This window comes from Mycobacterium zoologicum (assembly GCF_020181635.2).
Taxonomy (GTDB): Bacteria; Actinomycetota; Actinomycetes; order Mycobacteriales; family Mycobacteriaceae; genus Mycobacterium; species Mycobacterium zoologicum.
In genome coordinates this window covers 133398-152230 of the sequence record NZ_JAYJJS010000008.1, presented here as the reverse complement: position 1 = coordinate 152230, position 18833 = coordinate 133398, and the positions used below count along the sequence as shown (strand labels likewise).

The 18833-nt window shown below is 70.5% G+C and carries 17 protein-coding genes; 3 read left to right on the top strand and 14 right to left on the bottom strand.

The window, feature by feature from the left end:
* Both K6T84_RS09530 and gjpA read right to left on the bottom strand, forming a co-directional pair.
* Nucleotides 1–2469: PGRS repeat-containing protein (locus K6T84_RS09530; RefSeq protein ID WP_329786670.1), on the bottom strand; the 2469-nt coding region annotated here is incomplete at its 3' end.
* Between the two features lie 58 nt (nt 2470–2527).
* Nucleotides 2528–3643 (bottom strand): outer membrane porin GjpA, encoded by a 1116-nt coding sequence (gene gjpA / locus K6T84_RS09525; RefSeq protein ID WP_224862358.1) that lies wholly within the window; start codon nt 3641–3643, stop codon nt 2528–2530.
* Nucleotides 3644–3926: 283 nt separating this feature from the next.
* Here gjpA and K6T84_RS09520 point away from each other — a divergent pair, with 283 nt between their 5' ends.
* Both K6T84_RS09520 and K6T84_RS09515 read left to right on the top strand, forming a co-directional pair.
* A complete protein-coding gene (locus K6T84_RS09520; RefSeq protein WP_225400545.1) occupies nt 3927–4970 on the top strand; it encodes an LLM class F420-dependent oxidoreductase in 1044 nt (347 codons plus the stop codon).
* Between the two features lie 54 nt (nt 4971–5024).
* Entirely contained in the window at nt 5025–6848 is a 1824-nt protein-coding gene (locus K6T84_RS09515) for a fatty acyl-AMP ligase (protein ID WP_224862362.1), read from the top strand.
* A gap of 13 nt (nt 6849–6861) precedes the next feature.
* Here the strand turns inward: K6T84_RS09515 and K6T84_RS09510 are convergent, their stop codons facing one another.
* The 12 genes from K6T84_RS09510 to eccCb form a co-directional block, all read right to left on the bottom strand.
* Entirely contained in the window at nt 6862–7098 is a 237-nt protein-coding gene (locus tag K6T84_RS09510) for a CopG family transcriptional regulator (RefSeq protein ID WP_224862364.1), read from the bottom strand.
* A 3-nt stretch (nt 7099–7101) separates the two neighbouring features.
* Nucleotides 7102–7326: a hypothetical protein gene (locus K6T84_RS09505; RefSeq protein WP_224862366.1), complete on the bottom strand. Its 225-nt coding sequence runs from the start codon at nt 7324–7326 to the stop codon at nt 7102–7104.
* Entirely contained in the window at nt 7326–7877 is a 552-nt protein-coding gene (locus tag K6T84_RS09500; RefSeq protein ID WP_224862368.1) for a hypothetical protein, read from the bottom strand. The genes K6T84_RS09505 and K6T84_RS09500 overlap by 1 nt, the downstream gene beginning before the upstream one ends.
* A gap of 16 nt (nt 7878–7893) precedes the next feature.
* Nucleotides 7894–9213 carry a hypothetical protein gene (locus K6T84_RS09495; protein ID WP_225400546.1) on the bottom strand — a complete coding sequence of 440 codons (1320 nt, stop codon included), beginning with the start codon at nt 9211–9213 and terminating at the stop codon, nt 7894–7896.
* An 11-nt stretch (nt 9214–9224) separates the two neighbouring features.
* Complete coding sequence (locus K6T84_RS09490) at nt 9225–9527, bottom strand: type VII secretion target (RefSeq protein WP_224862372.1); 303 nt, start codon at nt 9525–9527, stop codon at nt 9225–9227.
* A gap of 59 nt (nt 9528–9586) precedes the next feature.
* On the bottom strand, nt 9587–10918 hold the full coding sequence (gene glmM / locus K6T84_RS09485) for a phosphoglucosamine mutase (protein ID WP_224862374.1): 1332 nt from the start codon (nt 10916–10918) through the stop codon (nt 9587–9589).
* Between the two features lie 94 nt (nt 10919–11012).
* Nucleotides 11013–11525 carry a 30S ribosomal protein S9 gene (rpsI, locus tag K6T84_RS09480; RefSeq protein ID WP_224862376.1) on the bottom strand — a complete coding sequence of 171 codons (513 nt, stop codon included), beginning with the start codon at nt 11523–11525 and terminating at the stop codon, nt 11013–11015.
* Nucleotides 11522–11965, bottom strand: coding sequence for a 50S ribosomal protein L13 (gene rplM, locus K6T84_RS09475; protein ID WP_224862378.1), 444 nt, complete (start codon nt 11963–11965; stop codon nt 11522–11524). The genes rpsI and rplM overlap by 4 nt, the downstream gene beginning before the upstream one ends.
* Nucleotides 11966–12236: 271 nt before the next feature.
* Nucleotides 12237–12533, bottom strand: a complete 297-nt coding sequence (locus K6T84_RS09470) for a WXG100 family type VII secretion target (protein WP_224862381.1) — start codon at nt 12531–12533, stop codon at nt 12237–12239.
* 11 nt (nt 12534–12544) lie between these two features.
* Complete coding sequence (locus K6T84_RS09465) at nt 12545–12865, bottom strand: WXG100 family type VII secretion target (RefSeq protein ID WP_224862383.1); 321 nt, start codon at nt 12863–12865, stop codon at nt 12545–12547.
* Between the two features lie 114 nt (nt 12866–12979).
* Nucleotides 12980–14110 carry a type VII secretion-associated protein gene (locus K6T84_RS09460; RefSeq protein ID WP_224862385.1) on the bottom strand — a complete coding sequence of 377 codons (1131 nt, stop codon included), beginning with the start codon at nt 14108–14110 and terminating at the stop codon, nt 12980–12982.
* Nucleotides 14107–17598, bottom strand: coding sequence for a type VII secretion protein EccCb (gene eccCb, locus K6T84_RS09455; protein WP_304621276.1), 3492 nt, complete (start codon nt 17596–17598; stop codon nt 14107–14109). Before eccCb ends, K6T84_RS09460 begins: the two co-directional genes overlap by 4 nt.
* Before the next feature lie 116 nt (nt 17599–17714).
* Here eccCb and K6T84_RS09450 point away from each other — a divergent pair, with 116 nt between their 5' ends.
* Nucleotides 17715–18833: an EsaB/YukD family protein gene (locus K6T84_RS09450; RefSeq protein WP_224862387.1), complete on the top strand. Its 1119-nt coding sequence runs from the start codon at nt 17715–17717 to the stop codon at nt 18831–18833.

Here is an 18833-nt window from a genome sequence, read left to right as displayed (position 1 = left end):
CCCCCCCCCCCCCCCCCCCCCCCCCCCCCCCCCCCCCCCCCCCCCCCCCCCGCCGATCCCTCCGTTGCCGCCGTTGCCGCCGGCCAGACCTGCGCCGGTGGTGGGGTCGGCGCCGCCGGCGCCACCCGTGCCACCGGTGCCGCCGCCGCCGCCTTGCCCGCCGGTGCCGGCGTTGCCGCCGGTCCCGTTCTGCGAGGTGCCGCCGTTACCGCCCGCGCCGCCGGTGGCGCCGTTGCTGCCGTCGCCGCCGACGCCGCCGGGCGTGGTGCCCGCGGCGCCGGTGAGCAGGTTGGCGGTGGTCGATCCGGTGGCGCCGGTCGCACCCGCGCCGCCGACACCGCCGTTGCCGCCGTTGCCGCCGTTGACATCACCGGCACCGTTGCCGCCGTTACCGCCGGTGCCGCCGACGCCGCTGGAGCCGCTACCGCCGCCCCCGATGCCCCCGCTGCCGCCGTTGCCGGCTTGGCTGGGCCCGAAGCCGGCCGGGTTGCCGACGGTGGTTTGCACACCGCCGCTGTCGCCGCCGTTACCGCCGGCCCCGCCGGCTCCAGCGGCCCCGGCCTCGGCGGCACCGCCGCGGCCGCCGGTGCCGCCGTTGCCGCCCGAGGCGGTGCCGTCACCACCGTTGCCGGCCGCGCCGCCGCTGCCGGCGGCCTGGTCGCCGAAGCCTGCCCCGCCGGTGCCGCCGTTGCCGCCGTTGCCGCCCACGCTGACCACCCCGGCACCGGTGGCGCCGGCGCCGCCGTCACCGCCGAGGCCACCGTTACCGCCGGTCCCGGTGACCCCGACCAGCAGGCCCGAGACGCCACCGCCGGTGCCGCCGGTACCGCCGTTGCCGCCCTGGCTGTAGACGGTGCCGTCGCCGGCCTGCCAGCCGGTGCTGGTGCCACCGTCAGCACCGTTGCCGCCGGCGCCGCCGATGCCGCCACTGATGGTGGAACCGCCGCCGCCGCCGAGGCCGCCGTTGCCGCCCTTGAAGGTGCCGGTGCCGCCGGCGGCGGCGTTGCCGCCGATGCCGCCGGTCATGCCGGCGCCGCCGGCGCCGCCGCCACCGCCGGTGCCGCCGATGGTCTTGATGGTGGCGTCGTCGGTAGCGCCGTTGCCGGCCGCGCCGGCGTTGCCGCCGACGCCGCCGGTGCCGGTCTCACTGGAGCCGCCGGTGCCGCCGGCGCCGCCGGCGCCGGCGGTGCCGGTCACGCCCGCTGCGCCGGTGGCGTCACCACCGCTGCCGCCGTTGCCGCCGGTGCCCCCGATGTTGGCGCCGAGCGAGCCGCCGGCGGCGGCGCCGTAGCCGCCGTAGCCGCCGTTGATGCCGTCGCCGCCGTTGCCACCGTTACCGCCGTTGCCGCCGATGTTGCCGTTACCACCGGCACCGGCAGTACCGCCTGTACCACCATTGCCGAGGTACGCGCCGGTGCCGTCCTGGAACGCGTCACCGCCGTTCCCGGCGTTGCCGCCGTCGCCGCCGTCACCGGCCTGCCCGGCCTGCCCGAGGAACGCGGAGTCGAAGGCGTTGGAGCCGCGGGCGCCGGCCGCGCCGCCGACACCGCCCTTGGCCGCGGTGCCGGCGGCGCCGTTGCCACCGTTGTAGTGGTCGGCGGTGCCGGTGGCCCCGTCGCCGCTGTTACCGCCGGTCCCGCCGACTCCACCGGTACCGCCGTTGCCGAGCAGGTAGCCGCTGACGCCACCGGCGCCGCCGTTGCCGCCGTGACCGGCCGCCGTGCCGTTGCCGTTGCCGCCGTTGGCGAAGCTGCCGTTCGTGCCGTTCGCGCCGTTGCCGCCGGCGCCGCCGGCGCCGCCGTTGCCGAACATCCAGGCCATCGCCGCGCCGCCGTCACCACCGGCGCCGCCGGAGAGGCCGGCCGCCGCGGCGACGCCTCCGGCCCCACCGTCGCCGCCGTTGCCCATCCAGACACCGCCGATGCCGCCGTTGCCGCCGATCGCACCGGCGCCGCCGTCGCCACCGGCGCCGCCGTCGCCGAAGCCCAGCGCGTTGCCGCCGTTGCCGCCGGCCACGCCGAGCACGTCGGAGTTCCAGCCGTCGCCGCCATCGCCGAACCACAGCCCGCCGTTGCCGCCGTTGACGTCGGCCGCCGTGCCGTTCGCGCCGTCGCCGATCAGGTACTGCCCGGCCATGGTGTTGATGGCGCCGTTGACCATCTCACCGAACGGGTTGTTGATCCACGCCTCGGACAACATGTGCAGCGGGGCGTAGAACAGCTGGTCGAACAGGGTGGCCGCGTTGAAGTCGCCCATCAGAGCGGACATGTCGAAGGCGTCGGCCGAGCCGGGCACATCGACATCGGCGGGCGGGACCAGCCAGTCGAAGCTGAACAGATCGTCGAAGTCGGCCTGAGCGGCCGGGGCGGGCGCCAGCGGCGTCATGCCGAACGCCAGGAACGCCGCGACGGCGCTGCCGGTACCGATCATCCGGTTGCGGTGCCGCGAGGCGGCTGAGCCTTGAGTCATGTGCGAATACCTCTCGTGCGAAAAGTCGGGTTGGGGGGTAGAAGGTTTGAGGCGGGGTCTACAGGCCGATGCCCGCCAGCAGGTCGGCGAACATGTCGCTCGCCGCTCCCGAGCCCGCGCCGCCGTCGTCGATCAGCGGCAGGCTCGAGTCGGACAGCGGTGGGGCTACGGGCACCGCGCCCTTGCCGTCCCAACCCGAACCCAACAGTGCGCCGGCGGTCTGGCTCCAGGCCTCCATCGCACCGATCGGGCCGATCGCATGACTCGAGAGGTCCAGGTTGCCGAGGATCGGAACACCGGTGAGGCCGATGCCGACGCTGTTGAGGATCGAGCCGCCGACCGCCGGTGTGGCGTCCACCAGGGAGCCGTCGGGACCAGCGACCTGGTAGGGGTTGATGGCCACGTCACCGGCGGTGAGCAGCCCGCCGAATGCGATCTCCAGGTGGCTGATCCCCAGGCCGGCCGGCAGCAGCCCGCCGGCGATCTGGTTGATCAGCGGCAGCATGGGGTCCAGATCGAGGGTGGCGCCGTTGAGGGAGGCACCGAACACGTTGGCCAGGGTGTCGCTGAAGCTGTCGTGGTCGGTGACGCTGTTGAGCAGCGCGACCATCGGGGAGATCATCGGCCCGAGTGAACCCATGATGATCCCGCTCAGCGGCGAGGACAGCATGTGGATGATCGGGATCATGTCGGCGGGGAACAACCCGCCCGCGATCGACGCCAGCGAGCCGACGAACAGGTCATACCAGCCCAGGTCCGCCAGCGAGCCGCCCGAGTACAGGGTGTGACTGAGCACCGTGGCCAGTGTCTCGTCGCTGGGGCTGTTCAGCGCGTACCCGGTCAGCAGCCCGTCGAGGTTGTGCCGGATCTGTTCGGTGACGGCGCTGATGTTCGACGGGTCGTCGAGCAACTGCTGGGCGTAGTTGTTCTGGTTGGCGACGAACTGCTGGAACGCGACCCCGGGCGCCAGGTTGAAGTTGTTGATGAGCTGGGTGACGTTCTGCGACGCAGTGTTGAAGACGTCGTCCCACGCGCTGGACGCAGTCAGTGCCACGTCACGCACCGCGCTGATCTCCGGTGCCGGCGCGACTACCGGAGTGGCGGCGATCAGGCTTGCGCCCACGATCGCGACACCGGCGGTGACGTAGGGACGAAGGGTTTGTTGCACAGCCATCTCCTTTGGTGGGGGTACTGCCCGCGGCCGGCGCTGGGAGGGGTCCGTCACGCCGCCGTGTTGCGTCTTAAATCACACTTACTCGCTGAGGTGAAACAAGACACTACCGGTGAGTAACCTAAGACACAAGCATCTTTTCAATAGGTGTTCACCACGTTTCCCTAGGTCATGCTGTTGTCGACCCGGCTTCCGCATAGTTCATCCTGGGTGGACACTGAGACTCGATAAGTGAACTTACCGCCAATCCGGAGCACTGCTGCCGATTCCCTGGTATGTCTGATGCATGCGAATCGGTGTTCAGCTGGGCTACGCGGGCGGTGGAGATTTCTCGGCAACCGCTGGGCACGTCGCCGATCTGGAGCGGGCCGGGTGCGATGTGGTCGCGGTCGCCGAGGCGTACTCGTTCGACGCCATCAGCCAGCTGGGCTACCTGGCGGCCAGGACTTCGCGGATCGAGCTGGTCACCGGCGTGCTGCCGATCTACACCCGGACCCCCGCCCTACTGGCGATGACGGCCGCGGGCCTGGACTACGTCTCGAAGGGCCGGTTCCAACTGGGTATCGGCACCTCCGGACCCCAGGTGGTGGAGGGTTTCCACGGCGTGGCGTTCGACGCGCCGATGGGCCGCACCCGCGAAGTGGTGGAGATCTGCCGGGCGGTGTGGCGCCGGGAACGGCTGTCCTATGACGGCCGGCACTACCAGCTGCCGCTGCCGGGCGGCACCGGTCTGGGCAAACCGCTGAGGCTGATCAACCATCCTGTGCGGGAACGGATTCCAATCTCCATCGCCGCGCTCGGCCCCAAGAACGTCGAACTGACCGCCGAGATCGCCGAGGGCTGGCAGCCGGTGTTCTTCTCCCCTGAGCGGGCCGGCGAGGTGTGGGGCGATGCGCTCAAAGCCGGTGCGGCCAAACGGGATCCGGCGCTGGGCCCACTGGACGTGATGGTGGGGGCTTCGCTGGCCATCGGCGACGACGTGCAGGACCGGCTGGCGTGGGTCAAGCCCCAGCTGGCGCTCTACATCGGCGGGATGGGCGCGGTGGGCCGCAACTTCTACCACAACCTGGCCACCCGCTACGGCTTCGGCGATGTCGCCGACCACATCCAGCAGCTCTACCTGTCCGGGCGCAAAACCGAGGCGATCGACGCCGTCCCCGACGATTTGGTGCGCCAGACCTCGCTGATCGGACCGCGCGGATTGGTCGCGGAGCGGATTGCGGCATTCGCCGAGGCCGGCGTGACCACGCTGTTGGCCGGTCCGCTGACCGCAGAGCCGGCCGAGGCCCTGCGCTACATCGAGGAGCTGCGCGCACTGGCGCCGAGCTGATCCGTCGCGGGGCCGAATGTGGCCCACGCCACCCCTGGGTCCAAGATGGGGGCCATGGATTTCACGCCGACGGTGACGACACCTATCGCTGGAACACTGGTCGAGCTGCTGCAGCGCCAAGCCGAAAGGTTCGGCGACAAGGTGGCCTTCAGCTTCTCCTACAACGGCGACGATGAGGGTCGCAGCGAGGTCAGCTTCCGTGAGCTGGACCGTCGTGCGCGCGCGATCGCCGCGAGCCTCCAACACCATGACGTGGTCGGAGAGCGGGTGCTGGTGCTGGTCCGGCCGGGCCTGGACTTCATCGCCGGATTCTTCGGCTGCCTCTACGCCGGTGCCGTCGCCGTGCCGGTGCATCAGAAGCTGGCGCCCAGACTGCAGGTGGTCGTCCCCGACGCCGCGGCGAGGTTCGCCCTGACTGCCACCGAGGCCCGGGAGGCCACCCAGGCCGCGGTGGCCGGCATCCCCGGAGCGCCCGAGCACTGGTTCTTCACCGACGCCGGCGCCGACCCCGCCACCTGGGTCTCCCCCGACATCAACACCGACTCCCCGGCTGCCATCCAATACACCTCGGGCTCAACCCGACTGCCCAAGGGCGTACTGCTCAGCCACGGCAACGTGCTGCACAATGTGGACGCCATCCGCCAGGCGTGGAACGGCGACGAGAACGCCAAAGGCGTGTTCTGGCTGCCGCCGCACCATGATCTGGGGCTGATCGGCGCAATCCTGCACATGGTGTACCTGGGGGCCAGCACGGCGCTGATGTCGCCGACGGCGTTCATCAAACGCCCGATGCGCTGGCTGGAACTGGTCTCGGCCCACCGCGGGGTGATCACCGCAGCGCCGAACTTCGCCTACGACCGTTGCGTGGAGACCAGTACTCCCGAAGAGCGTGCCGCACTGGACCTTTCGTGTCTGACCGTGGCCATGAACGGTGCCGAGTCGGTGCGCGCCACCTCGCTGGCCGCCTTCGCGGATGCCTTCGCGCCGGCCGGTTTTCAGCTGTCGTCGTGCTACCCGGTGTACGGGCTGGCCGAAGCCACGCTGTGCGTGTCGGCCGGCTCACCGGCGGGTGTGCCGGGCGTGCGCTACCTCGATCGCGTTGCCCTGGAACAGGATCGGGTCGTCGATGTCGCACCTGAGGACCCCGCGGCCGCGACGTTCGTGGCCTGCGGCCAGCCCCGTCAAGCCGATGTCGCGATCGTCGACCCGATGACCCGCCAGCCGTGCGGGCCCGACGCGATCGGCGAGATCTGGGTCGCCGGACCCAACGTCGCCCTGGGCTATTGGAACCGCCCGGAGGAGACCGCGGCGACGTTCGGGGCGAGGTTGGCCGCGCCGGGCGATGTGAACCGCGGGCCGTTCCTGCGCACCGGCGACCTCGGATTCCTGTGCGCCGGTGAGATTTTCACCACTGGACGCTGCAAAGACCTGATTGTGATCGACGGCCACAATTACTACCCCAACGACATCGAGTTCACCGTGCAGCAGTGCGACTCGATTCTGGTGTCGGGCCGCGGGGCGGCATTCGCGGTGGACGGCCCGGCCGGAGCCATCGAACAGTTGGTCATCGTCCACGAAGTGGACAGCAACCGGATCGCCGAGACCGATCTCGACGCCGTCATCAGCAAGATCCGCACCGCGGTGGCAACCCATCACGGGATCGCCGCCGAAGCAGTGGTTCTGGTGCATCACGTTTCGATGCCCACCACCTCCAGCGGCAAGATTCAGCGCGGCCAGACCAAGCAGCTGTTCATCGACGCCGCTCTCGCGGTGGTCACCGAGTGGCGCACGCCCACCACGGAGCTGTCACTCGAGCAACTGGAGGAGGCGGCGCGGATCGTCTCGACGTTGCAGACGTGGGGGACCCGGCCGGGCTGAGCGGGTAGCCAACTCATCGATCGGTGTCGAGGACATCGAGCACGTCGGCCACCTTGGTGACGTCGACCGTCAGGCCAAGGTGTGCCGTGCGATGCCGATATCGAGCCCTGGGCGACCCATTCCGCGCAGCAATCCCAAGGCGTGCAAGCATATTCAACGCCTTACCGACGCCCATGCCTTGTTGCTGAAGACGTTCGACTTCGGCCGCGACGTCGCTGTCCATCACCACCGTTGCCCACATTTCGTTCATCGGTCAGATGGCCATTCGCTCGTCGAGAAGCTTGCCGAATCCCATGTCGCGGATCGAGTACTCCATCAACGGGATTGGCTGATGCGTTTTCAGCCATTCACGGATCAGGGCGGCTTGAGCGTCACGCGTCGCATCGGTCAAACCCGCCTGGCGAAGCAGGGCCGGGACAGTGCTAGGGACGTAAGCGGACGGCTCGACCAAGTGGAGTTCGTCCTCAAACCTGCCCATCACGTCACCTCTACCCTGATCAGCGCCATGGCACCCGACACGCCAATATCAAGGATACGCACGGTGATACCAGCCACAAACAATAATTCGCTCTGACCTGTATATACCGGGTTTCCGAGCGGTGGAATCCACACTGCTGGCGTACCAGGCCGCGCGATGATCTGCATAATCGCCGGGGTCTGTCCGGGGTGGGTGAACTCGGGGGCTGCCTTCTCCGGGCTGACCGTCGAACTCGTGAACCGGTTCTCGATCCACTTACGTCCGGCCACCGATTCGATATTGGCGCGGCCGACCCCGAATGTCTTCTCGATGGACCGGATTCCGCGCCACAGCTCGGTATCCTCGGGCAGCGGCTGAGCCAACATGGTCAACTCCTGAGCCACCACGATCGCATCGGAGTCGACAACGCCGCCCAAGGCTCCTTGGACTCGTTCGTAGAAATGGTCCGTCCCCTGCCAGCGAGCAACAGCCACCCGCTGTCGCAGCATGGCCTTGGCTGCCTGAGCCGAGAACAGCCGGCACAGGCGTTCATGAGGGTCCACACCGCTCATGTCCCTCGCGGGTTGCTCACCGCCCCACCTGTGGCAACTCCTCGGCGGCGATCTCGCACGGGGTTTTGGGCGGGTCGGCGACCGTCGACTCTGCAGCGGGCGGCACGGGCTCGGTCTGGGCGGCTTCCTGCGCTTCACTGGGCTCGGAGACGGGTTCGGCTACCTCGGGCTCCGGTTCGGGCTCCGCCACGGCCCCGCTCTCATCGGCCGGCTCTTCTCCCGCTGGATCCTCGGCATCGTCAGCGTCTTCGGTTCCAGGCTCGGGCTCGGGGTCTTCGGCGTCGGTGGCGTCCTGGACGTCTTGGGGGTGCTCGATTTCCCGGGCCAGATCGGCGGCCGGATCATCGAACGGCCCACCGGTACCGCCGAATGCGTCGGCCAGCCGCGGGATCAGCCCGCCCAGGCCAGCCAGACCGCCCAGGCCTCCCGGTAGCCCGCCCGACGGCAAGCCCAGGTCACCGGGCAGGCCGAGCCCCGACGGCACGCCGAGGTCGGCGGGCATGTCGTCGAGGGGCACCTGCGGCGTGGGCGCAACCGGCGATGCGGCCGCCGGCTCACCCGGTGCGCCGGCCAGGGGCGCGTCGCGCATTGCGGGAACATCAGCCGGAGCCACGGCAGCGAGACGGGCAGGCTCGTCGTAGGGCACCACCGGCCCGAGGTCACCCGGCACCGCGAACACCAGACCCGGCCCGGGACCGGTCGCCGGTGCGGCCGCGGCGTAGGCGGCCGCCACCCCGTCGCGCGCGGACCGCACCGCGGCGAGCCACTGGCCGTGAACATCGTTGTCCACGTAGGGAATCACCTGCTTTTCGATGACCTCACCCGCGTGCTTGTCGCCTGAGTCCACCCCGTGTGCGGCCGCCAGCCACACCGGTCGTTGCGCGCCCACCAGGTCATCGACGGCCTGCACCGCGGCCACCTTGGTGTCGACCAGTCGCCACAGCTCGTCACGCAGCACCTCGCAGCCGGCAGCGGCCGCCCGCAGCCGGGCCGTGAGTTCAGCGCCGGCATCGCAATGCCGGCGCAGGAAATCCGCGGCGGTCTCGGCACCGGGCCCGCGCCATGCCTGCGCCAGTTCGGTGAGCTGCCCGCGCTGCAGACGCAACGCGTCGTCGGCCTCCGCGGCCAGTGCGCCCAGCGCCGCACAATCTGCGTCGAGCGCCTGCAGGTCCAGGCCCGATTCACCGTCGTACATCTCGGTCAGTTGCCCGTCGTACCCGGTGAAGTCCGGATTCCGGTACCCCAGCCGATGACACGCCGAGACGTAGGTCTGGGTGTGCGCCACCGCCTCTCGGCCCTCGGCCAGCCGGGCGGCGACGTCGTATCGCGGTGCCACCTCAAGCCACCTCAACCGAGCCGATCCGCCGCGGACAACTCTGCACAGGCGTACCGGGCCGCGCCGGCGCGCAGTGCCGCGGCGATCTCGGTACTGGCCCGCGACCAGCGCGTCAGCTCGCCGGCCCAGGAATCCAGCGAACGCCGCACCGACTCACCCGCCCCGACGTGATCGCGCCCGGCGCGGCTGCCGTCGAACACCAAGCCGCCCAATCGGATCCGGGTGGCACTGTCGATGGCGGCGGCGGCCGCGTCGAAACCATCGGCCACCGACCGCAGTCCAGCGGCGTCGAGGTACACCTGTTGTCGTCCCATACCGGTTTGACGGTGCGAACGCGCTGCAGGTTCCCGGCAATCCTTCCGGGACCGGGCCGTCAGTTCCCGGCGCGAACCGCCTCGGCGACGCCGGCCGCGATCTGGCGTGCGGTGTCCTCGTCGGCGGCTTCCACCATCACCCGAACCAGCTGCTCGGTGCCGGAGGGACGCAACAGGATTCGCCCGGTGTCACCGAGTTCTTCCTCCGCGCGCTGCACCGCGGTGCGCACCGCCAGTCGCTGGACCGCGTCGGCCTTGTCGGTCACTTCGACGTTGATCAGCACCTGCGGCAGCGTGCGCATGGTCGAGGCCAGTGCGGCCAACGGAGCACGGGTCTGCGCCATCCGCGCCATCAGACGCAGGCCGGTGATGACACCGTCTCCGGTGGTGGCCAGCTGCGGCAGCACGATATGCCCGGACTGCTCACCGCCCAGGGTGAAGCCGCCGGCCCGTAGCTGCTCCAGGACGTAACGGTCGCCGACGTCGGTGGTGTGCACGGTGACGCCGGCCTCCCGCATGGCCAGGTGCAGGCCGAGGTTGCTCATCACCGTAGTGACCAGGGTGTCGTCGGCCAGCTCACCGGCGTCACGCATCGCCAGCGCCAGCACCACCATGATGGCGTCGCCGTCGATCACCTGACCTGCGGCGTCGACGGCCAGGCAGCGGTCGGCATCGCCGTCGTGCGCCAGGCCGAGGTCGGCGCCGTGCTCGAGCACCGCGGCGCTCAACGGCTCAAGATGGGTGGACCCACAGCCGTCGTTGATGTTGAGCCCGTCGGGATCGGCGTTGATCGCGATCACGGTGGCGCCCGCAGCCCGGTAGGCCCGCGGCGCCGCTTCCGAAGCCGCGCCGTGCGCGCAGTCCACCACCACGGTCAGGCCGTCGAGGCGGGTGCGAGTGGATTCGCCGAGGTGGCGCAGGTAGCAGTCCAGGGCGTCCTTGGCGTCGACCACCCGGCCCAGCCCGTCACCGATCGGGCGCAGCCCGGGGCCGGCAGCCACCAGGTCCTCGATCTGGTCCTCGGTGGCGTCATCGAGCTTGTGGCCGCCCGGGCCGAAGAATTTGATGCCGTTGTCGGGCATCGGATTGTGCGACGCGGAGATCATCACCCCGAAGGCGGCCTCATACGCGCCGGTCAGGTAGGCCACCGCCGGTGTCGGGAGCACTCCGGCGCGCAGCACGTCGACGCCCTGGCTGGTGAGCCCGGCGATGACCGCGGCCTCGAGCATCTCGCCGCTGGCGCGCGGGTCACGGCCCACCACGGCCACCCGGCGGGCGGCGCCCTGCGTCAGCCGTTGCGCCGCGGCGCTGCCCAGCGCCATGGCCAGTTCTGCGGTCAGTTCGCGGTTGGCGACCCCACGGACGCCGTCAGTGCCGAAAAGTCGACCCATGCCTATCCTTTATCCCCGCGAGCGTGCACAGTTGTACGGCGACACGCCGGTACACGCGTACAACTGCGCACCCTCGCGGTTGGACGAAGATCGATCAGCGCTTGCTGTACTGCGGCGCCTTGCGGGCCTTCTTGAGACCGTACTTCTTGCGCTCGGTGGCCCGGGGGTCACGAGTCAGGAAGCCGGCCTTCTTCAGAGCCGGACGGTCTTCGGGCTGCACGATGATCAGCGCGCGAGCCAGCGCCAGCCGCAGCGCACCGGCCTGGCCGGAGGGGCCACCGCCGTCGAGGTGCGCGTAGACGTCGAAGGCGTCCACCCGGTCCACGGTCACCAGCGGAGCCTTGATCAGCTGCTGGTGCACCTTGTTCGGGAAGTAGGCCTCCAGGGTGCGGCCGTCCAGGTTGAACTTGCCGGTGCCGGGCACCAAGCGCACCCGCACCACGGCCTCCTTGCGGCGGCCGACGGTCTGGATGGGACGACCCAGGTCCAGCGGCTCGTAGGCCGGAGTGGCCTCGGCGTGCACCTCAGTGGTCTCTTCGATCTCAACCGTCTCGACGACCTCGGGGGCCTCGGTGTTCTCGGCTTCTTCGATTGCCGTCTCGGTCATTGCGCCACCTGCTTGATTTCGTACGGAGTCGGCTGCTGAGCGGTGTGCGGATGCACCGGCCCGGCGTAGACGTGCAGCTTGCGCTGAATCTGACGACCCAGCTTGGTGTGCGGGATCATCCCGAGGATCGCCTTCTCCACGACACGGTCGGGACGGGTCTCCATCAGCTCGCCGATGCTGCGCTTGCGCAGCCCGCCCGGGTAGCCCGAGTGGCGGTAAGCCATCTTCTTCTGCAATTTGTCGCCGCTGATGGCGACCTTGTCGGCGTTGATGATGATGACGAAGTCACCGCCATCAACGTTCGGCGCGAATGTCGGCTTGTGCTTGCCGCGCAGCAGGTTTGCTGCCGCAACGGCGAGCCGGCCGAGCACCACGTCGGTGGCGTCGATGACGTACCACGAACGTGTGGTGTCACCCGCCTTCGGCGCATAGGTGGGCACAGCGCTTACCTCTTCTGTTAACTCGAGCCGGGTGGTCCCCGGTTCTTGCGGATCCCGGAGCGAGCCGGGTGCCGGTCCGGCGTGGACGGGATGCTCCTCGGCGACCGACAGTGACCCGAGAACCCGCTGTGCCATCAGGCACCGCACGCCAACGGTGGAGCCTACCGGGGGTGATCCGCGCAGGTCAAAACGGGGACGCGCCGGTCCGGGCCGGTGTGGCCCCGTCGGCTCTCCTCCATCGGGGCCACACCGTGTTCGGGGGTGGTCTCTCCTACCTCCCCCAAGCTCCGGCGGCACGGCGGTCCGCGTCGGCGACGTCGGCCGCGCCGTCGCGCACCGCGCTGCCCAGGTCGAACAGGATCTGGTTCAGCGCGCTGACGGCTTGGCGCCATCGCAGCTGTTCAGCGTGGTAGGCCGCGGCTGCTTCCCGGGTCCAGACCTGCTGCAGGGGTGCGATCTGCGACCCCAACTCCGCCAAAGCCGTATTGAGCCGGTTCGCCGTGGAGTGGATCTCCTGACGGACGCCGTATTCGATCTCATCGAAGTTGTATGACAGTGCGGTGTCCATGGCCGGCCCGCTCAGATTCCGTCGCCGGCGGCGGCGATGTGGCGCGAGTGGTTCTCGGCGACCTCGCGCAGCGCGCGTTCGTTGAGGCGGATCGTCTCGGCGATACGCGCCAGGGCGTGGTGCAGCCGCAGCGATTCGGTGTTCCAGCGGTCCAGGACCTCCTGGAACCGGGCTGCTGCCAGGCCCGACCAGACGGATGCCGGCACGGCCCGCATCCGGCCGACGAACGCCTGCAGCATGCCCTGGATCTCCTCGTTGCGGGCGTCCGTGGCCGCCGCGACGGCGCGCATGACCTCGAAGTCGGCGCTGAGTGTCGTGCTGGATGTCGTCACATCTCCCCCTTGCGTTGGTTCGGGTTGATGTCTAGTTCGACTGCCGCGGGGCCGGATCGGTTCCATCGAATTTTTCAGATCCGCCCGGATGCTCATTCTGATCGGGGCAATCATCTAGCCGAGGGCATGGGCGGAGCGCACCGCCTGCTCGCACACCGCACGCAGCGGGTCCGCACCGCCGGGCCCGGTCTGGCAGCCGATACCGATCCGCACCCCGTCGTCGACCAGCACCGCCCAGTCGACTTCCCGGCCGTCGCGAATCTCCCGGTAGGTGATGGCGGGTCGCCCCGCCCTGCTGTCAGCCGCGTCGAATCCGGTGAATACACCGGGTGTTTCGGCGTCGGCGCGTTGCAAGGCGCGCTGCAGCGGTTCGGCCACGGCGGCCAGGGTGTCGCCGGCGGCCGGCGCCTGGGTGAGGTGCAACACCAGCCGCGGGTCGGTCGGCGAGACGACCTCCACCCGGGGCGATCCGGGTCCGGCGTTGACGCGGCGCACCGGCCACCCCGCCGGAACCTGCACCGCCACACGGCCTTCCACCAGGTAGGTCATCGGGTCGGGCGGCGCGTCGTGGTGCATGCGCAGCCCCAGCGCGACGACGCCCAGCGCGGCGGCTGCCGCGGCGGGCGGCATCCATGAGCGACGGCCGGTCCGGGCCGGCTCGGGCGGTTGCGGCACCGGCGGGGACGACGGCGGTGCGCTGACCGGCAACTCGTCGAAGATCCGGTACGCACCCGGCAACCGCTCGGCGATCATCGTGGCCAGCGCGGCCGCCCCGCCCACGCTCACCGGGGCGTCGATGACGACCGCCCCCTGGTCGCGCACCCGCCGCGCCACCGCTTCGGCGACGTTGTCGGGAGCGCCGATGCGCGGCTCGGCGACGGTGCCCGCTCCGGTGATGGCCACCAGCGCATCGGCGATCTCCACGACGACGACGGCATCGGGATGCAACTGGCTGCGCGGCCGGGTGGTGACGTGATCGGCCAGGGCTTCGGCCGTGGCGGCGAACAGTTGGACACGACGGGCCGGCCACCACGACGGGTGGATGATCTCGATCGAATCGGCGGACTCCGGGCAGGTCATGACGCTGCGCAGCAGCTCGGGAAGTTCCCTCGGCTGCCCATCGACCAGGGCCACCGGATCATCGATCCACTCCAGTGCCGCCGCGGATCCCTCGGATTCGACTGCAGCGCAACATAACCGGCGGATGGTCGCCGGCCCGGCCTCGATCACCGCGCGGTGACTCACGGTTCCCAGGCCACCTGGATCCGCTGTTCCCCGCCGGTACGGGTCAACAGGATGCCGCGTCCCGGCGGCAGCGGGCCCGGGCGCACCGAGCCCATCAGTGGGGCGTCGGCGGCATCACCGCTCATCAGCAGACCCATCGCGCCCAGATCGAGCAGGGCGGCCAGCAGCGGCTCGTACATCGACCGGGCCGCACCACCGCTTCGGCGGGCCACCACCAGGTGCAGCCCGAGATCACCGGCGTGCGGCAGGTATTCCAGCAGCGGAGTCAGCGGATTGCCGGCCGCGGTGGCGACCAGGTCGTAGTCGTCGACCACCACGTACAGCTGGGGACCCGACCACCAGGACCGGGCCCGCAGTTGCTGCGCGGTCAGCTCCGCACCCGGCATGCGGCCGGCCAGTCGGTCCACGAGCCGCGGCAGCATCGTCGTCAGCGCGGGCGCTGACATGGCATACCCGGCCAGGTGTTCGGTCGTCACCACGCCGAGCAGGCTGCGCCGATAATCGACGACGAATATCTGCACCTGGTCGGCGGAGTGGGTTCGCATCAGCTCCCGGCACAGGGTTCGCAGTGCCGCGGTCTTGCCGCATTCGTTGTCGCCCAGGATCAGCAGGTGCGGCTGGCGCTCGAAATCGACTGCGACAGCGGCGAGTCCGCATTCATCGATGCCGAGCACCGGCCGGTCGTGGATCGAGAGGTCCAACGACGCGCGGTCGATGACGGCAGGCAACAGCGCGATCGGCGGCGCGACGGCCGCGCTGGGGATCGGCGACCAGCCGTCGGGTCGCGCCACCTGCATGTGCAGTCCGTCGGCTGTCACACCGCGGCCGGGCCGGTGCTGGGGCACCCGCTGCGCCTGCCGGCGACCCAGTTCGGATTCGGCCGGATCTCCCAGCCTCAGCTCGATGCGGGTTCCGATCAGGTCGCGCAACGCGGGCCGGACATCAGCCCACCGATTCGCCGACAGCACGACGTGCACACCGAAGGACAGGCCTCGGCCGGCCAGCGCGATGATCCTTGCCTCCACGTCGAATTCGCGGCCCAGGGCGGCCCAACCGTCGATCACCAGGAATACGTGGCCGGCAGGTTCACCCTCCCCGCAGCATCCGGTCTCCCGGCGCTCCAGGATCGCCTCCATTTCGGCGACCGTTCGCCGCACCAGCTCGGGTCGGCCGGAGCCGGCGACCGACCCCACCTGCGGCAGCCGATCCAATGCGTCCAACCCACCCCCACCGAAGTCCAAGCAGTAGAACGCCACTCGCGTCGCGTCATGGGTGGCGCACAGCGCCGCGATCAGCGTGTGCAGCGTCGTCGACTTGCCCGACTGCGGTGCGCCGACCACCGCCACATGTCCGGCCGCACCGTCGAGCCGCACCGTGAGCGGGGTGCGCCGCTGCTCGAACGGCCGGTCCACCACGCCGATCGGCACGCATAGTCCGGCACGTTGCCCGTCGAGCAGCTCCCCCAGCGCCGGCGCTTCCCCCAGCGGCGGCAGCCACACCCGCCGCGCCGGCGGGCCGTGCCCAGCCAGGCGCCCCAGGATCGCCTGCAGCACCGTGCGTCCGGACGGCCTGGGCGCCGGATCTTCGTGCGATGCGGCGGTGCCGTGTGATACCGCGTGGAAGGGCTGCGCGCGCCGCGGGACCGGCCGAGGATCCGGACAGTCCCCGGAGACGAAGGCCGTCTGGAATCGGGTCACCTCGCCGTCGGCGGTGCGCAGGTATCCGGCGCCGGGAGCATTCGGCAATTCGTAGGCGTCGGGTACGCCCAGGACGATCCGTGATTCTGCGGCCGAGGTCGTCTTGAGGCAGATCCGGTAGGACAGATGGGATTCCAGGCCGCGCAGCCTGCCCTCCTCCAGCCGCTGGCTGGCCAGCAGCAGATGGATGCCCAGCGAGCGGCCCAGCCGGCCGACGGCGACGAAGGTGTCCAGGAACTCCGGCTGCTGATCGAGCAGTTCGGAGAACTCGTCGACGATCACCAGCAGCGCAGGCAGCGGCGGCGCGCCTTGGCGAGCCGCGTTGTAACCGGCGATCCCGGAGGCGCCCGCGGCGCGCAGCAGCTCCTGCCGCCGGTGCATCTCACCGGACAGCGCGTCCTGCATCCGCTCCACCAGCGGGGCCTCATCGGCCAGATTGGTGATGATCGCGGCGACGTGCGCCGTCTGTTCGAATCCGAGAAAGGTTGCGCCGCCTTTGAAGTCGACCAGCACCAGGTTGAGGTCCTGCGGCGCATGGGTGACCGTCATCCCGAGCACCAGCGTGCGCAGGAACTCCGACTTGCCCGAGCCGGTAGCACCGACACACAAGCCGTGCGGCCCGCTGCCCCGCTCGGCGGCCTCGTTGATGTCCAGGCACACCGGGCTTGCGTCCGCATCCGTGCCGATCGGCACGCACAGTCGCCGATCTGCTCCGCCGGCCCACCGAGCCGCCGGGTCGAATCCCTCGATGTCGTCGATACCCAGCAGTGCCGCCCAGTCGTCCGGCCCACCGGACCGCGTCACCCGATGGCCGGCCAACCGCTGCGCGCAGACCACCGCGTCGGCGACGGAGAGGAAATCCGCCCGGACGAATTCACTTGGCGGCAGCCTCCGCACAGCACCGCCTACCCCGGCAGAATCGACCACCGATAGGCCTGAATGATCGTCGACGATCACCACCGCGCGCGGTCCGGCCGGTGCGGCGTGAAAGGCAGGTGCCGAATGCTGATGATGCGGTAGCCATTTCAGCCAGTCCCAGCGCGTGGGCGATTCACTCTCAACCGCAATCGTCACGACGTCTGGGCCGTGCAACACCGCGAGCTGGCAGATCATCGCCCGTAGCAGTCCACGCATCCGATCCGGTTCGCCGTCCAGCATCAACGGTCCCGAACCCAACAGGGGCAGCGTCACCGGCACGTCGGGCACCGTGGCGTGGACGTCCAGGAAGCGGCTCAGGGCGGTGTCGGTGACGGGATCGATGACGCCCGGGCCCGCTGGTGCGGGCGCCACCAGGCGGGTGATCAGGCCCGCGGTTCCGATGCCCACCCGCACCCGGCCGAAATCGGGGTCGGCGGGCCGGCGCTCCCACCTCCGGGGTCCATCGGCAAGTATCCACAGCGCGTCGGGCTCCGGGTGGGCCCAGGTCACCGCCGCGCGCTGCGCCGCCGCGGTGATGCGGACCGAGTCACGCAGTCCAGCAAGGTAATCCAGGTAGCCTTCGCGGTCGTCGTCGATATCACCGCTTCGGCCTCGATGGCGTCCGCCCAGTACGGCCAGCACCGCCGAGGCGAGCATCATCAGCGGCAGCATCGCAAAGGCCGGGCTGCGCGGTGACCCCGAGCGGTAGAGCACCGCGGTCGCGCCGAGCATCCCGACTGCCATCACGACCGGCAGCAGCCGGATCAGCATCGCCCCCGCCTCCGGCCGCGTCACCGATGGCGGTGCGGCAACACAGATTTCACCTTCGTGAGGCATCACCGGCCGGTCCGCGTCGTATCGCAGCTCGGTCATCGGCACACCGTAGAAGGCCGCAATCCGCCCGGCAAGTCACCTGTGGACAACCGAAAACGCCCGCCCATCGCCAGCGATAGCGTGCCCCCCAGAACGAGAGCCGAGGAGGCGAGAACATGGCGGCGACAGATTCGGGCCTGCGGCGGGTCGCGGTGCACACCGAGCGCGGTCACGCCGACATGGCGTTGCCCTCGGGCGTGCCGGTGGCCGCGTTGATCGCCGCGATCGTGGACCTGCTGCCGCGCCGAGCCGACCTCCAGGAGCTGCGACCGTATCGCCTCGGCCTGCCCGGCCGTTCCCCCTTGGATGGTTCGAAATCTTTGGCACAACATGGTATTCGCGACGGAGCGGTGCTGGCACTGACGCCGGCCGAATACCCGGTGCCGGAACCGGTTTTCGACGATCCCGCAGAACAGCTCGCGGCGTCGGCGCGGGCGGCGGCCCGCCCCTGGACCCCGGCGGGGAGCCGGCTGGCCGCCGGGCTCACGGCGTCGGCGATGTCCGGGGTCGCCGGTTTCGTGGCGGTCCCCGGCGGTCCGGGTGCGCCGAACGCGATGCTCGCGGTCGCGGCGGCCGGGACCGTGGCGGCGTTGACGGTGCCGTCCAGCGGTTGCGGTCCGAGCGTGCGGGTGACGCTGTGCTGCCTGGCCGGGTTGGCCGTGCTGGCCGCCGTCGCCGGGATGGCCGCTGTGGCGACCGGGATTTCGGGACAGGTCGTGGGTGCGGCGGCGGTCGCGTCGGCGGTGGGTGCGCTACGGGCTGCGGGCCGGATCGCGGTCAGGGTCTGCGGCCCGAGTGGCACGGCGCACGTGTTGCTGACCGGGCTGGTCGCCGGTTCGGCGGCGATGGCGGTGCTGGGTGCGGGCGGCGTCGCAGTCACCGATCCGGTGCCCGGGGTCCCCCGCCTGGTCGGGGTGGCGTTCATCGCGGCGTGCGGCGCAGCCCTGGTGCTGCGGGCCCGCTCGCACGCCGACGCCCGGCAGATTGCGGCGCTGCTGGCCGGCGGGGTCACCATCTTGGGTATCGCCGTACTCGGTGCGGGTCCCGGTCCTGGGCAGGCGGCGACGGCGGTGCTGCTGGGCGGGACGGCGCTCGCGACCGGCTTTGCGGCCCAAGATGATTCCGCACTGGGCCGACGCGCCGCCGAGGTCCTGGAGAGCCTGACACTGGGCGCGCTGCTGCCGCTGGCCTGCTGGGTCGCCGGGGTGTACGGCGCGGTCCGCGGACTGGGGTAG